This is a genomic window from Parapedobacter soli (assembly GCF_025460835.1).
Taxonomy (GTDB): domain Bacteria; phylum Bacteroidota; class Bacteroidia; order Sphingobacteriales; family Sphingobacteriaceae; genus Parapedobacter; species Parapedobacter soli.
Genome location: NZ_JAMXAY010000045.1, coordinates 1 through 15403 on the forward strand (window position 1 = coordinate 1; position 15403 = coordinate 15403).

Annotated in this window: 15 protein-coding genes; 7 read left to right on the top strand and 8 right to left on the bottom strand. The window is 50.1% G+C overall.

Annotation, left to right across the window (positions count from 1 at the left end; genetic code table 11):
- Window positions 1-74: 74 nt before the first annotated feature.
- The 7 genes from NGM62_RS16560 to NGM62_RS16590 all read right to left on the bottom strand — a co-directional run bounded on the left by NGM62_RS16560 (window position 75) and on the right by NGM62_RS16590 (window position 4919).
- Window positions 75-728 (bottom strand): CHAP domain-containing protein, encoded by a 654-nt coding sequence (locus tag NGM62_RS16560; protein ID WP_262249378.1) that lies wholly within the window; start codon window positions 726-728, stop codon window positions 75-77.
- On the bottom strand, window positions 647-1075 hold the full coding sequence (locus NGM62_RS16565) for a hypothetical protein (protein WP_262249379.1): 429 nt from the start codon (window positions 1073-1075) through the stop codon (window positions 647-649). The genes NGM62_RS16560 and NGM62_RS16565 overlap by 82 nt, the downstream gene beginning before the upstream one ends.
- 149 nt (window positions 1076-1224) lie before the next feature.
- Window positions 1225-1569: a helix-turn-helix domain-containing protein gene (locus NGM62_RS16570; RefSeq protein ID WP_262249380.1), complete on the bottom strand. Its 345-nt coding sequence runs from the start codon at window positions 1567-1569 to the stop codon at window positions 1225-1227.
- 234 nt (window positions 1570-1803) lie between these two features.
- Entirely contained in the window at window positions 1804-2370 is a 567-nt protein-coding gene (locus NGM62_RS16575) for a LytTR family DNA-binding domain-containing protein (RefSeq protein WP_262249381.1), read from the bottom strand.
- Between the two features lie 98 nt (window positions 2371-2468).
- Entirely contained in the window at window positions 2469-2705 is a 237-nt protein-coding gene (locus NGM62_RS16580; RefSeq protein ID WP_262249382.1) for a hypothetical protein, read from the bottom strand.
- Window positions 2706-3307: 602 nt separating this feature from the next.
- The gene (locus NGM62_RS16585) at window positions 3308-4633 is read right to left on the bottom strand and encodes a sugar porter family MFS transporter (protein WP_262249383.1); all 1326 of its coding nucleotides are present in this window, start codon (window positions 4631-4633) and stop codon (window positions 3308-3310) included.
- Between the two features lie 49 nt (window positions 4634-4682).
- Window positions 4683-4919: a glycoside hydrolase family 95-like protein gene (locus tag NGM62_RS16590; RefSeq protein ID WP_262249384.1), complete on the bottom strand. Its 237-nt coding sequence runs from the start codon at window positions 4917-4919 to the stop codon at window positions 4683-4685.
- A gap of 228 nt (window positions 4920-5147) precedes the next feature.
- Between NGM62_RS16590 and NGM62_RS16595 the strand changes: the two genes are divergently transcribed.
- Complete coding sequence (locus NGM62_RS16595) at window positions 5148-5819, top strand: YczE/YyaS/YitT family protein (RefSeq protein ID WP_262249385.1); 672 nt, start codon at window positions 5148-5150, stop codon at window positions 5817-5819.
- A gap of 11 nt (window positions 5820-5830) precedes the next feature.
- On the opposite strand, the gene NGM62_RS16600 is transcribed toward NGM62_RS16595, so the two are convergent.
- A complete protein-coding gene (locus NGM62_RS16600; protein ID WP_262249386.1) occupies window positions 5831-7228 on the bottom strand; it encodes a Gfo/Idh/MocA family protein in 1398 nt (465 codons plus the stop codon).
- Window positions 7229-7824: 596 nt separating this feature from the next.
- Here NGM62_RS16600 and NGM62_RS16605 point away from each other — a divergent pair.
- The 6 genes from NGM62_RS16605 to miaB all read left to right on the top strand — a co-directional run bounded on the left by NGM62_RS16605 (window position 7825) and on the right by miaB (window position 15287).
- The gene (locus NGM62_RS16605) at window positions 7825-9336 is read left to right on the top strand and encodes an aldehyde dehydrogenase family protein (protein WP_262249387.1); all 1512 of its coding nucleotides are present in this window, start codon (window positions 7825-7827) and stop codon (window positions 9334-9336) included.
- 79 nt (window positions 9337-9415) lie between these two features.
- Complete coding sequence (locus tag NGM62_RS16610) at window positions 9416-9790, top strand: DUF779 domain-containing protein (RefSeq protein ID WP_262249388.1); 375 nt, start codon at window positions 9416-9418, stop codon at window positions 9788-9790.
- 77 nt (window positions 9791-9867) lie between these two features.
- Window positions 9868-12168 carry an ATP-binding protein gene (locus NGM62_RS16615; protein WP_262249417.1) on the top strand — a complete coding sequence of 767 codons (2301 nt, stop codon included), beginning with the start codon at window positions 9868-9870 and terminating at the stop codon, window positions 12166-12168.
- A gap of 143 nt (window positions 12169-12311) precedes the next feature.
- On the top strand, window positions 12312-13265 hold the full coding sequence (locus NGM62_RS16620) for a Gfo/Idh/MocA family protein (RefSeq protein WP_262249389.1): 954 nt from the start codon (window positions 12312-12314) through the stop codon (window positions 13263-13265).
- Window positions 13262-13717 carry a hypothetical protein gene (locus NGM62_RS16625; protein ID WP_262249390.1) on the top strand — a complete coding sequence of 152 codons (456 nt, stop codon included), beginning with the start codon at window positions 13262-13264 and terminating at the stop codon, window positions 13715-13717. The genes NGM62_RS16620 and NGM62_RS16625 overlap by 4 nt, the downstream gene beginning before the upstream one ends.
- Window positions 13718-13850: 133 nt before the next feature.
- Window positions 13851-15287 carry a tRNA (N6-isopentenyl adenosine(37)-C2)-methylthiotransferase MiaB gene (gene miaB / locus NGM62_RS16630; RefSeq protein ID WP_262249391.1) on the top strand — a complete coding sequence of 479 codons (1437 nt, stop codon included), beginning with the start codon at window positions 13851-13853 and terminating at the stop codon, window positions 15285-15287.
- The last annotated feature ends 116 nt before the right edge of the window (window positions 15288-15403 follow it).

Below are 15403 nucleotides of genomic sequence, written 5' to 3' on the forward strand. Positions count from 1 at the left end.
ACTTCAAAAAAGAAATATTGGGCTTTTTAAGGGTTGACTAGTTAGTACTTAGTAGTTAGTGAATATGATGGGCTTTACTCGGCCCATCGTGCAACGGCTTTGATGGTCCTGATCGGCCGCCGCTTGCGGTAAACGCCTTCGCGGTCTGGGCCGGCACGGATTGGGTTTGCTGGGTGATCCTTGGCAATGGCTCCGCCGGTTGGTGGGCCGGTATTGCCCTCTACCGTGATGCAGTATTTCCCGTCCCACCCATCCACAAACCCCACATGGGCAATGCGCCTGAGGTTGGTGTAGTAAATACCGAAGACATCTCCCACGCGGGGAACCGACTGGCCACCGTTCACAGGCCATGGGTCGCCCGCATGCCAGATGGTCCGGCTGGCTGGGAACAGCGCCGGGCTCCATGCATTGCGCGGCGCGGCATATCCCGCTTGCCCATGGCACCAGCTCACAAAGGCAGCGCACCAGGCATAGCCCTCATCCAGTCCGCAGTAGCGGAGGTACTCCCCCACCCGGCGGCCGTCGTTGTTGCCTGTGGCTTCCAGTATGCCGATCTCGGCGGTATAGGTTTCTTTTAGCCGTTTGCTGTGCGCACTTCGGTCTTGGCTAAGGGCAAATGGCAAACCGCTACCCGCGAAAGGCAAACCTAAAAGACTGCCACCAAACAGCACACAAAGGCATACAGCAGCCCGAAGAAGATAACGAGGTAAAAGGTGATCTTTTGCCATGGTGATAAGGATTTGAAATTGTGTGAAAAATGGTTCCGTTGGTAACCCCGCATCACGGGCCAGAGCAGCCCGATGAGCCAGCGCGATACGGCGAGGAAGGCAGCAAGCGCCACCACAGCCAGTAGCACGAGGCTCAGCGCGCCGACATCCACCACGGCGGCGGTGGGGTCCGCCAGCCGCAGTACCGACCCTACCCGTGCGAACAGCAAGAACAGGCCCATCAGCACCACGGTCGTACCGAGCCAGCGCCAGATGGGCCACGCCCAGGGCGATGACCAATGCAGGTTGTTGGGTAAGATGGTGGGGGGCTCCACCCCCATCCATCCGGCAATCGTCGTTGTTTTCATAACCGTACTCCTTTCGTTTTGGGCAAACGTAGGGTACCGGGACACTACGGGAAGAAAAATGTCCGACGGTTGTCCACCGGTTGTCCGGCTAAAGCGGGTTTACGGGCGATAGGGGCAGGGGGGAATGTCCGGCGGTGGACATCCGTTCGCTATCGTTTGAAGCCACCCTTGGGGAATCCATGCAGCTTCTCAAAAAGCGCTTCCAGGTCGGCTTTCGCATAGCGGATATGGTTTTGCTCATCGTACGAAAATGGCAGCTTGCCACCTATCCGATACCGGTAGACCTGCTTTTCGCTCCGTTCCAGAAAATCGGCAGCAGCAGGCTGGCTGTAATACGTATGCTTTTCGGCTGTCTTGTCGCTTAGCTTAGGCACAGCCTGAGCTAATGGTACTTCATGTTGGCAATGTAAGCATCGGTTCGGCCTATTGGCCAGCTGCCGCACTAGTTCTTCAATCCGCAGTGCACACTGCAAGAGTTGGTCATGCTTATTCATGGTAGCACGTTGTGTTTGTGGTAAAAATTGGTTTTATACAAGCTACTGTCAGCTGTTAACCCTCGGGCGGGTGGCTATCCAAGCGTTTCAGCATATTCAATAGGCATTGTTTGACACGTTTCTCGGCACCCGCATGGCACAAGCTGTACCCTTCTTAAGGCTATCGAAAGATAACTGCCGGTGTGCATGGGTACCCGCGCATGGACTAAGGTAGCGGAAAATCGTTGATTACCGTTATGTCCTTATGCCCAGTGCCTTTTCCACCCGGTAACGATATTTATTACCAACGGGAAGCCGCCCTTTATCCGTGTCATTTTCCCATCTCTTATTCGCGCCTGGCGCCAATATCACCCACCAATGCTTCGCCTCATCGCCCAACCGGGGTCTGTAATCGCCGATTGCCGTCTTGCAAACCAGATATTGCCGTTGTATACGGATAAATTCAGCCGGATCGAGTTGTATCTGTACATCCCTCAATAATTGCCGGACCAACAACTGCGAGCCATCGATAAAAAACAACCGACAGTTCTTTCCCTCCGAACGGGCATATACGAGATCATTCACTTGAATACCTTTGTAAGCGTCGGTATCGGAATTTCGATACTCCTCCATTGAGTTGGTCTCATCAGGTGCCAGCGACATAAATAGCATTGACTGGTATGCCTTGTTGCACGCAATGTTTTCCAATCGCTCAAGTTGCCTCCGTACCCTGTCGAATTCGGGCCTGCGTTTCACCAATTCGATGAGCACGTCCAATGCCGGGCACGCATCATCTACGATTACAATTTTTCTTTTTTTCATGGTTTATTTATATGATCTGTTAACGGTTAATACTGCTTCATACCATCCGTCACCGGTGTCGTGAGTTTCCAGCCGCGCGCGGTCACCGTACAGCAACCTCAGGCGTCTTCACCGCGTCGCCCACGTTGCAGTTCGCGTAAAATACCGGCAATCTCCCGATCACGCTTCAGTGCCATAGCATACGGGATATCCAGTATGTTGGTTTGCTCATGAAGGGCCATCTGCCCCATAAGCCACCGGAGTTCCAGTTGATGTTTCTCTTCCAATAGTTTCCGTTTCCGGCGTTCGTCTTTGCGGATGCGATAAATCGCAGCCAGCAGCCCTGCTTCGACCATCGAATGGAACCAGCGGGTACAGCTTCGGCCAGTTTATCGGCGATGCCTTGCATCACCTCGGTACGGTTAACCAATGCTAGCAATTGCGTAATTTCCATTTTACGTAATCAGTTAATTATTAAACAAATTGCCGGGTTACAGGCCTGACGACCCAGCGTTTACGGTATAATCACACAACAAACATCTGTCACACGTTCCAATCGTCAAAGTGAAAAGAACCAAATTGCATTCTGGCGGAATAAATAGTACGAATAGCGGAATGAAAATCTGATGTTAAGTGACATGTACCAGTAAGAACACGCTATAAGCAGCATATTCCATTGAAATTGCCCCAGTGGTTCCATCGTATTTACCTCGCGGATTTTTATGATGGTCAACAGCCCAATCAACCCTTATCGAGCGATTGCCGAAATGAAAAAGCCACCCTATACGGATGGCCATTATTCATTATCTATTTGAAAATAACAGGAAGTTCAGCAAAGATTCTTCGGTATGCCCAAGCCCGGTGTAAAACGACCGGCCACGCGAGGCCGCCTGGGTTGGCGGGTGACCGGCGAAATATGCTCCACTAACCTGCTACGAAGCCTGACTTAGTGATTACCTTATTTAATGCCGAGCTCCTGCTGTATTTGTTCCAGGCTCTTGCCTTTTGTCTCGGGCATTACGCGCCAGATGAACAAAAAGGACAGCAGCATCATCACGGCATAAAACACAAACGCATAGAAACCTCCCAGTGGACTGCCCTCGACGATGATCGGAAACAACCAGGATATGACCGCCGCCATAACCCAGTGTGTGGAACTGCCTAGCGAACTTCCCTGCGAACGCACCCTATTCGGAAAAATCTCGGCGATGAATACCCAAATCACCGCTCCTTGCGAAAAGGCGAAGAAAGCGATGAAGCCGACCAAATATACCAGGACATACGGATTGGCCACATCCGGCCGACTAAAAGCAACCGCCGTAAGCACCAAAAATACCACCATGCCCAAAGCGCCGATAAGCAACAAGCGCTTGCGGCCGAATCGGTCGATCACCGACATGGCCAGGATGGTGAAAAGGAAATTCGCCAGCCCGATGTACACCGATTGCTGAAATGCATCCGCACGTTCAAAACCAGCCATTTCAAAAATACGGGGTGCATAATATAAAATCGCATTGATGCCCGACAGTTGATTGAACATGGCCAATAACATTGCATAAGCAATCGGTTTGTTGTACTTCCCATTGAAGAGGCTTTCCGTCTTTGCGCCCGCATCGCTAGCCGCAGCTACATCGTTGGCCTTCCGCTCCGCATCGGGTTCTCCCAACCGCAAAAACACGTGCGCGGCTTCAACCACCCGGCCTTTGCTGGCCAACCAACGGGGGCTTTCGGGAATCAACCAAAGCAAACCGTAAAACACCACTGCCGGCACTGCCATGATGCCCAGCATATACCGCCACGATTCCTCGCCGCCCACTCCAGATAGCAAGTAGTTGGTGAGGTAAGCAACAAGGATCCCCGCTACGATATTCAGCTGGAACATCCCGGCCAGGCGACCGCGCGCAGATGCCGGTGAAATTTCCGAAATATACATGGGGCCTGCCACTGAAGATGCGCCCACGGCGATCCCTCCCAAAAAGCGGAAAAAAACAAAGCCCTCCCATAGGGTCGTTACGGCACAACCGACCGCCGAAAGGAAATAGAAAACGGCTATGGCAAAAAGTACTTTCCGGCGACCATATCGTTGTGCGGGCCTACCGATTACCAGCGCCCCTAACACCGTCCCAATGAGACTGGACGCCACCGTGAACCCCAGCCAGAACGAATCCAGCGACCAAAGCTGTTGTATGGTCTGCTCGGCCCCCGAAATCACGGAAACCTCGAAACCGAAGAGGAAACCTCCCAATGCCGCGATGAGCGCAATACGTATAGGATAATTATTCATAACCTAAGCTGTCTAGCAATATTGTGATGTGTATCAAACACCGGCTTTTCTACTGCGTTTCACCGCCAAGCTCCCATCCAGCTGCAAGGCCTCGCCCTTTTTCTGACACAATACGTGCTCCCGTGAGCCTTCCGCCTTTCCATGAAAGGTCGATGACAAATCCACCCCGGGCACGCAGTCCGTTGACCGATCCTTCCGCAAAAGCCGTAGGCAGCGAAGGTAGTAAACGTATTTCAAACTCATTGTCGTTTAGTGGAACATGGCTTTGAAAAGTCTTTCTTTCCACTGCGATTGCTTATTTAAGTTTATAATATCGCTATCACTCAGACAACGTGTTTAATTGTAAAGATAAGATGACTTATTAAAATAATCACCTCCACATCGATACCGAGACGGCCCCGTAGCTGGTTGACACCATCGAGTCGGGTAAAAATCGCGTCACCGATTGATAGGTATCCGGAAATGAAACCATCGGAGTGCAGGCGAAAAAAATAATCTGTACTTTTGCCCACCTATGCAAACCCTTCTCGGAAACGACAGCCTGCGCAATTGGCTGATTCGCTACAGCTTTTATTTTTCAGGGTTGGTGTGTTTCGCACTGGGCGTCGCCATCACCGTAAAGATGCAGCACCTGGGCCTCCATCCCTGGGACGTGCTGAGCATTGCACTTTTTGACCGTTTCGGATTCTCTATCGGCACCTGGACAGTCATCATCGGCTTTATACTGATTATAATCTCCTTAGTTGTCAGTCGGAAGTATGTCAATATCGGCACTTTTCTGAACGCCCTCCTCATCGGACCGATCATGGATTTCTTCCTTTGGCTGGATATCCTACCCGCTCCCAGCCATACCTGGATGGACTACCTGTGGTTGTTGGCGGGTATCGTCACCGTGGGTACCGGAGGTGGTCTGTATGTGTCGGGCGGCATCGGTGCGGGGCCGCGCGACGGCTTTATGCTTTCCATGTCGGAACGGACCGGCCTTTCTGTCAGCAAAGCACGCATAGCGGTGGAATGTGCTGTGCTACTCATCGGTTACCTGCTCGGTGGGCCCGTATTCCTCATCACCTTTCTTTACACGTTCATCATGAGCCCTATTTTCCAGCTTTCGCTGAAGGTCTTTACTAGACTTAAGAACGAGCTGTGCGCCCCGCTTCCGGAGGGTTATGAAAACATCAGATCGTGATTACCCGCTACTCATGAGCCTCGTTTAGCCAAAGGTACCAGGTCTGTTAACGACGCTATTTTTATCGGTGCTTTGGATGCAATGCTCTTCACCGCAGCGATCCCGATTAAGATAGACATCACGCCATCACGCACCCCAGCAGTATGACCATAAGGATCGGGGGCAGACGTATCTTTAAACAGTCTTTCATGAAGGCGCCTGTCGCCCCCTCCATGCCCGCTCCGTTCACTGGCTACCTGTATCATTTTATAGTCCTCCCAATTTTTATACAGTATCAGCGGCTCATGGATTATGTTATCTTGCCCGATTTGGCTCATCTCCGCGGCATGCAAGCTCTCCTGATCCAGGTCTTCATTTTTCATCCAAGGGATATCCAACCAGGCCTCTATCCGACCCTTCTGCCCATTGAACGCAATACGCCAGCCTTCAAAAGGAGAGTATGTAGTTAACGAATAATTAACCACCGCATTGTTGGCATATTTTATCTGTGCAGACATCTTATCATAGATATCTATTTCAGGCCGGTATACACAGCCATCACGGATATAGCCATCGTGATCTTCATTGGCCACATATAGTTTCATGGAATGTGCGTCTTTGGTAATATCCCAATAGTAGCTACAGTCAGCTTTATGGGCGCAACTGCGACAACTTTTCCCACGGAAGGGCCCGCTGCTACCGTAATGTTCCAGTGCACCGTAAGCAAATACTTCCTCGGGTTCAGCATCCAGCCACCAATTCAGCAAATCGAAATGATGGGTGGCTTTATGTACCCAAAGCGATCCGCCACTATTCATTAACCCATGCCAACGCCGGAAATAAGAAGCACCGTGGTGTATATTCAGGTACCAGTTGAAATCCACCGACGTGATTTCGCCGATCTCATTATTTTGAAGCAGTTCCTTGATCTTCGTCATGTAAGGGCTCCATCGGTAGTTGAATCCTACAATCAACTTCTTTCCCGACTCGCGCTCAGCATCCAGGATTGCCTGGGCCTTCACTTCGTCGGTAGTCAATGGTTTTTCAGTAAGCACATCACAGCCGGCTGCAAGTCCTTTTATGATAAACTCGTGGTGGGTTGAATCTTTCGTGCATACAATGATCAGATCGGGCTTCGTCCGTTGGACCATCTCATCGAAATCGACGAACACCGGGCAATTCACCTTCATATACTCCTTTGCATATTTCAGTCTGCCAGGGTTGATATCGCTCAATCCTACAAACTCCAGCAAATCGGGGTAGTCTTCCACCAATCGTCGGCCCCAAAATGAGATTCCACGCACTCCGGTGCCGACCAGCGTTATTCTCAACTTACGCCCCACACCAAAGGCGTTGGTGGGCAAAGGAACCGCACTACCCGCTGCCAGCATACCAACGGCCATAAGAAACGAACGTCTAGAAAAATTCATTGTCATAGTTGTTTAGTTATTCTGTATAATAGTTGCTATTTATCCCATAGAATCTTCGTCAAATGACAGGAGCTGCCTATCTCCAACAATGATAAGGCAAATCGACATTAGCGCACAACTTTTCCGCTGTTAAATCATCGCAATCGATACCGGAAGCATTTGCACGGCGAGCTATCTTCTCCTGCATAAGCGGGCTCACCTTAAACCCCTTCCGCACCCGTACTGTACGGATGCACGTTGGTTATCTCGATATCCCCGAATTGGGTGAGCGTTTATTCACTTTTATCTGTTCTCAGCGGTGTTCATGAGCTTGCTGCGCTGCGGTTTTTTTCCTCTCGTGTCATAGTTACTCTGGTTATGCATATGTAGAATGAATGCTCTCATGAATCACAGCAAAAAAAAGCTAAACGCGACAATTTGGAATGCACTCCAATTTATAAAACGACTGTCATTTTCCCGTAGTAGGAGAACATAAAAGCCCGTATAACGTTGATTAATAAAATATTATTATTAAATTGGAAAATCCAGACAGCAAATGGTGCCCACCCACAGGAGGGTCGGCAAAATTATAATCGTAAACATAAAAAATAATAATCATGGGTACAACAACATCCGTGGCCTGGCCACAATTCAAAGAAAAGTATGACAATTACATCAACGGGAAATGGACGCCGCCCGTCCAGGGAAAGTACTTTGACAACATCTCCCCGCTCACCGGCAAGGTATTTACAAAGGCTGCCCACTCTACGGCAGAAGATCTGACGCTGGCCGTTGATGCTGCTCACGAAGCATTCAAAACTTGGGGAAAAACATCTGCTACCGAAAGAAGTATCATCCTAAACAAAATCGCAGACCGGATAGAAGAAAACTTGGAATACATCGCTGCGGTTGAAACCATCGACAATGGCAAAGCGATTCGCGAAACGCTCAATGCGGACATTCCATTGGCTATCGACCATTTCCGCTATTTCGCAGGTGTTATCCGTGCTGAGGAAGGGTCATTGAGCGAGCTCGACCAAAACACGGTATCACTTATCGTCAACGAGCCCATTGGCGTGGTGGCTCAAATTATCCCGTGGAATTTCCCGATTTTGATGGCTGTTTGGAAATTGGCCCCTGCCCTTGCTTCAGGCTGTACCATCATCCTCAAACCGGCTGAAAGTACGCCCACCTCTATCTTAGTACTGATGGAGCTTATCGAAGACCTGTTGCCTGCCGGCGTGCTCAATATTGTGAACGGATTTGGTGCAGAACTGGGAAGGCCCTTGGTAACCAACCCGAAAGTGGCTAAGGCTGCATTTACGGGATCGACCGCTACCGGGCGCATGGTGATGCAATATGCCACCGAAAACATCATCCCCGTAACGTTGGAACTAGGGGGCAAGTCACCCAACGTTTTCTTCAATTCCGTAATGGATGCAGACGACGACTTCCTCGATAAAGCGATTGAAGGGGCTGTGATGTTTGCGCTCAACCAGGGCGAAATCTGTACGTGCCCATCGCGGTTGCTCATCCAAGAGGATATCTATGATAAGTTCATCGCCCGGGTCATCGAAAGAGTAGAAGCTATAAAAATGGGTAACCCGCTCGACAAAACGGTTATGATGGGTGCCCAGGCATCTAAAATCCAATTCGACAAAATTTCTTCCTACCTGAAACTAGGAAAAGAAGAAGGAGCTGAGGTGCTTACGGGCGGCGAGCCTAAAAAAATGGAGGGTGACCTGGAAAATGGGTATTACATCCAGCCCACCCTGTTCAAGGGACACAACAAAATGCGCATCTTCCAGGAAGAAATATTCGGCCCCGTACTGGCAGTTACGACATTCAAAACCGTTGAAGAAGCGATTGAAATTGCCAACGATACGCTTTACGGTTTGGGAGCCGGTGTTTGGACACGCGATGCGCACGAACTATATCGCGTACCGAGAGCCATTCAGGCCGGCCGCGTTTGGGTAAATCAATATCACTCATACCCCGCCGGCGCACCGTTTGGAGGGTACAAACAATCCGGGTTCGGAAGGGAAAACCACAAAATGATGCTGGCCCACTACCGCCAGACTAAAAACATGCTGATTTCTTACGACAAAAAGAAGGTAGGCTTCTTTTAGCCTTGCCCACGAAAAAGAGCAGCCCTGACGGGCCTGCTCTTTTTCTTACATTTCGTAATGGACAAAAAAACAGGTAATTATGATAACTCGCATAGACAGCACCCAAGCAGCCAAAGATTTGATCAAAGAGCTCAAGGAGAAACACGGTGAGCTGATGTTTTATCAAGCCGGTGGTTGTTGCGAGGGCACGCAACCGCAATGTTTTGAAAAAGGCGGATTCTATTTGCGCATGAATGATGTATGCATCGGTGAAGTAGAAGGCTGTGAATTCTGGGTAGACAAGGACCTATTCGAATACTGGAAACATTCCCATTTCACACTCGATGTCACCGATGGGTTCGGTGCAGGCGGATTCTCGCTCGAAACACCCCTCGGAAAGACTTTTCAGATACAATACCGCTTGTTTACCACTGAGGAATTAGAAGATTTAGCTCCGGTGAAATTGGCTTACTAAAAGGCTAATCCCGCGGAAAAATCTATATTTGTCTGATTAACTGTAATACAGACCTCATGGACTGAATTATGCGGGAAATGCTCCAACATGCGCCAATAGGTGCCCTATTGGCAGATTGTGAAGGCAAATGTCTATTTGCCAATCAGGCTTGTTGCACAATTTTTGGGATTACCGATTACGACATGAAGGGTTTCGGGTGGGCTGAGCACCTCCCCACGGCAGATCGAGAGCGAATCATGACCCTACTACCGCAGTTTGTAGCGGACAGCAAACCGCAAAGCCAATGTAAGATTTCCATCTTACATCCGCATCACGGCACACGTCATTATAATGTCGCACTACGCCGCATTGCCGAGCCGCAAAACGCGGCTTATCAGATCGCGATGTACTTCCAGCGTGTGTTGCGCAATCAAGAATCGCTAGACCGCATCAACTCGATCATGTCGCTGATTGAGGATATTATTTTTGAGATAGACGGCAACCAGGTGTTCAAAAACGTATGGATATCTGACGAATCGACGCTCTTTATGCCAAAGGAACATTTCCTGGGTAAGGCCATCGCAGACGTTTTCGACAATGCACATGCCCAATTTACTACTCCGGTGGCCCAGGCCATCCGTTCGGGGAAGCAAACCACCTCCAAATACCGGCACTTGGATGCAACGATTGAAAAATGGTACCGGCTGAAGGTTGTACCGATTGAAATGTGGGGTACGCCCGAGAACCAGCGATTGGCGATCACCATCCGGGAAATCACCGAAGAGGTCCACCGGGAGCAGGCGCTGCAAGAAGTCCAAACCAATATTGAACGGGGAAACGAATTACTGAACATAAGCCAACAGCTTAGCCATACAGGGGGGTGGGAATATGATTTGATATCTGGTGAAGTATTATGGACAGACCAGATTTATGTAATCTTTGGTCTTCCGCCCGAAGCCCGCTACGCTAATTTTGAGGAAAACCTCAACCTTTTTACAGAAGCAGGACGTGCAGTAGTGGTTCAATCGCTCGAAAAATGCAAAATGGATCTACAACCCTATACCATGGAGCTTGAGGTAAATACCCCTCAGGATGAATTCAAATGGGTACGGGTGCGGGCGGTCCCTGTGGTAGCTAACAACCATGTTATCAAATTGCGCGGTGCATTAATGGATATCACCAAAGAGAAGCTGGAGGCTATCGAATTGCTGAAAGCCAAGGAAATGGCAGAACGTGCAGCTCAAATCAAATCGGATTTCCTTTCGGTGATGAGCCACGAAATCCGAACGCCATTGGTGGGCATCATCGGCTTAAGCAACCACTTGAAACGAGCCCATTCGCCTGAACAGCGTGAAACGATAAACAATTTATTGTTTTCTTCGGAGCATCTGCTCCGACTTGTCAACGACGTGCTCGATTTCAACAAAATGGAAAGCGGGCAACTGCGGCTTATCCAGGCGGAGGTCAACCTGTTGGAACTGATTGAAAACATCAAGAACCAATTTCAAGCCATGGCCGAGGCGAAAGGCATCAAGGTAGTGGCACGGATCGATACCTCCGTTCCACCTAGAGTGATGGGCGACCCGACACGCTTGAGCCAGATCCTTTACAACCTGGTGAGTAACGCGGTGAAACATACAAATGAAGGGTCGGTTATCGTTGGTGTGCTCGAATTATCGCGCACAGACAATAGTACTACGCTGCATTTCTCGGTAAAAGATACCGGTTCCGGAATCCCGGAAGCTTTCCATGAGGAGATTTTCAAAGATTTCAGGCAGCTAGCCCAAATACCCAATCAGCAATACACAGGTTTTGGATTGGGCCTCACCATTACCAAGCGGCTCATTGAACTACACGGCAGCGAAATCGTGCTCAACAGCTCTCCTGGCAGCGGGGCGGAATTCTGCTTTGACCTTCGCTTTGCGCTCCCATCGGCGACAACTCTTCCCAGCCCTACCACATCCGATATGGTTTACCGAGCGGAACTCCAAGACATGCGTGTACTGCTGGTAGAAGACAACCCCATCAGCACTACGGTTATCAAAAAACAGTTGGAAGAGCTGGGTATCGTTGTCGACTGTGCCGTAGACGGGGAAGAAGCCCTCCGCTATTTGGCGGGAGCACCCTATTCAGTGGCACTGGTTGATTTACACATGCCCAAGATAGATGGCTACGTACTTTCAGATATCATCTGCCGGGAATACCCCGACACCCAAATTATCATCCTTACCGCAGACATCATGGCTGAGACACGACTGAAGCTGGCTAAGTTGAATATCCTCGACGTTTTGAACAAACCGTTCAGGCCCACAGACCTGGCGGCATCACTAGCTAAGGTAACTCCTACCCCTCCGCAGAAAAACGGAAACTTTCGACGAACATCGCCAGACCAAACCTAACTGAGCTCCATAGCCGTATCGAAGAAAGGAAAAGCAAATATCCATACCATGCTCGCCTATATCGGCCAATCAAAACCAAAAACTTCCAATTTTAATGTACCTTTGAAAGGTGCTTTTACACATAACCAAGTATAAATAGCAATATGAAGCAAAAAGAATATTCGCGCAAAGAGTTCGTAAAGGGAATGGCGATTGCTGCGGCCGGATTTATGATTGTGCCCCGCCACGTGCTGGGTGGAAAAGGTTTTTTAGCGCCCAGCGATAAAGTGACAGTAGGTATAATCGGTGCAGGCGGCAAAGGCAGGCAAAACGCCGCTGAATTATTGAAATTACCAGACGTACAAATCACTGCGATTGCAGACCCGGCAAAATACTGGAATCTAAAAGATTTCTATTACAGGTCTATTGCCGGTCGCGAACCGGTGAAGGAAATGATTGAAAATCATTATAAGTCGGCAAATAGCAGCTTTAAAATCAAAGCGTACACCGACTTCAGGGATATGCTTGCCAAAGAACGGTCGCTGGATGCCGTATTGTGCTCCACCCCCGATAACACGCACGCGTATGTTGCCATAAAAGCTATGCGGGCGGGTAAACACGTGTATTGCGAGAAACCGCTCACGCACAACATCTGGGAGGCACGAAAAGTAAGGGATGTAGCACAGGAGACCGGTTTAGCGACACAGATGGGGAACTCCTTGCATAGTGGAGATGGCGTAAGGCAAACCGTTGAGTACCTACGCGATGGTGCCATCGGTAAAGTGAAAGAAGCACACACCTGGGTGCCGGCCTCACGGTGGAACCCGGGGCTAAAAGGGCTGCCCACGGGGCCCACTACGGATGAGCAAGCGATAGGATGGGACCTCTGGCTGGGGCCCACGCCCTATATGCCCTGCCACAAAGAGTACACACCCGTAGCATGGCGGGATTTTTGGGCACTCGGCTGCGGCGCGCTGGGCGACTTCGGCTGCCACGACCTCGATCCTTCAACATGGGCATTTGACCTGCATGCGCCCGACAGTGTTGAAGTGCAGCCTGCCGGATACAGTGATGCCGATATCGCCCCCATGGGGAGATCGGCTACTACCATTTCGTGAAGAAAGGCAACCAACCCGAATTCAAGCAAGTCTGGTATTCAGGAGGGCTACGCCCCACGAGACCGGATGAACTGCCAGAAGGGATGGAATTGCCTAGCCGTGGCTCCCTATTTATCGGGAAAAAAGGTATTATCGTAACCGGAGCCGGTGGTTCCAACCCACAGATCTTCCCAGAAAAGCGACGTGCGAAATACAACCCGCCAACCCCCAGTATCCCCCGGTCCAAGGGGCACTTCCGGGACTGGATCGACGCCATTAAGGGAGGCCCGGCCGCGAGCTCTAATTTTGAATACGGGGCCCGTCTCACCGAGATAACGCTGCTCGGGGTACTATCACTCCGACTGGGTGGAAAGAAGATTTATTGGGATAGTGAAAATATGCGGGCGAGGGGCTTGCCCGAAGCCGACAAATACCTGCGGGAGCCGGTTAGGCCGGGCTGGGAAATGACTTAGTGTAATCCGGCATAGGAAGACGGTACCGCGAAGAACCGATGCGCTAATGAACGCCGAACCCGGTCTTACTTGCTGCCAAACTGTCATTCTTTCAAAATATTATTTTTAACTTTGTCGTTTCTAATAAACGATAATGTTTGAGATACCTACAAATACAAAACAGCACGATGAGGCACGGCAAGGGGAAGCGCTGTTGCTGGAGAAAGATCCGAAAAAAGCCGATGGCCGGAAGCTATATATCGAGAGCTACGGTTGCCAGATGAATTTTTCTGACAGTGAGATCGTAGCTTCCATATTACTCGATAAGGGCTTTGAGACCACGCGGGACTACCGGGAAGCCGACGTGGTATTCATCAATACATGCTCCATCCGCGAAAATGCGGAACAGCGGGTGCGCAACCGGCTGAAGGAGTTTGAAGCGGCCAAGACCAAGAACCCCGGAATGGTGGTCGGTGTACTCGGATGTATGGCCGAACGGCTGAAGTCCAAGTTCCTCGAAGAGGAAAAACTCGTAGACGTGGTAGTAGGACCCGATGCCTACCGTGACTTGCCCAACCTCATCGAACAGGTGGACGACGGATCGCGGGCGGTTAACGTGCTACTCTCCCGCGAGGAAACCTATGCAGACATCAGCCCGGTGCGCCTCAACTCTAATGGGGTAACCGCATTTATATCCATTATGCGGGGCTGCGACAATATGTGCTCATTTTGTGTGGTGCCTTTCACCCGTGGACGGGAGCGAAGCCGTGATCCGCAATCAATCATAAAAGAGGCACAGGATCTTTTTGATTCCGGCTACCGGGAAGTGACACTGCTGGGCCAGAATGTAGACTCCTATAAATACTCAGAACCCGTAGCTGAGGGACAACAGCCGGCGCCAGCGGTTACCTTCGCCAACCTGCTGGAAATGGTAGCCCGTGTAAGCCCCCTGCTACGCGTGCGCTTTTCTACATCGCACCCTAAAGACATCACCGATGATGTCCTTTACACAATGGCCAAATACGAAAACATCTGTAAGTACATCCACCTGCCCGTCCAATCGGGCAATTCGCGGGTACTCAAACTCATGAACCGGACTTACGACCGCGAATGGTATATGGAACGGGTAAATGCTATCCGGAAAATTATTCCCGAATGTGGGATTTCGACAGACATCATTACCGGCTTTTGCAGCGAAACGGAAGAAGAGCATGGCGATACGCTTGCGATGATGGATTACGTGAAATATGATTTTGCATACATGTTCGCCTATTCAGAACGGCCGGGCACACTCGCTGCCAAACGGTACGCCGATGATGTGCCCGAAGAAGTGAAAAAAAGGCGCCTCACCGAAGTGGTGGACCGCCAACGCCAGCACAGCCTGGAACGCCTGCAAACGTATGTTGGAAAAACCCATAAGGTTCTTATAGAAGGGCTGTCAAAACGTTCTGATCAAGACTACTGCGGACGCAACGACCAGAATACAATGGTAGTATTCCCAATTGACGCACGATACAAAGTAGGCGATTACGTAACGGTCTTCGCCGATCGCTGTACATCGGCAACGCTCATTGGAACGGTTGTGGACTAGCTTTAGCTATAAGTCATAAATCGATAGGTGGTTAAACTTAAATCCAAACGTTTAATCTCGAAAAAGGTTAAACTACATACAAGAGTCTACGTACTACATACTGTGGATTAAGTACT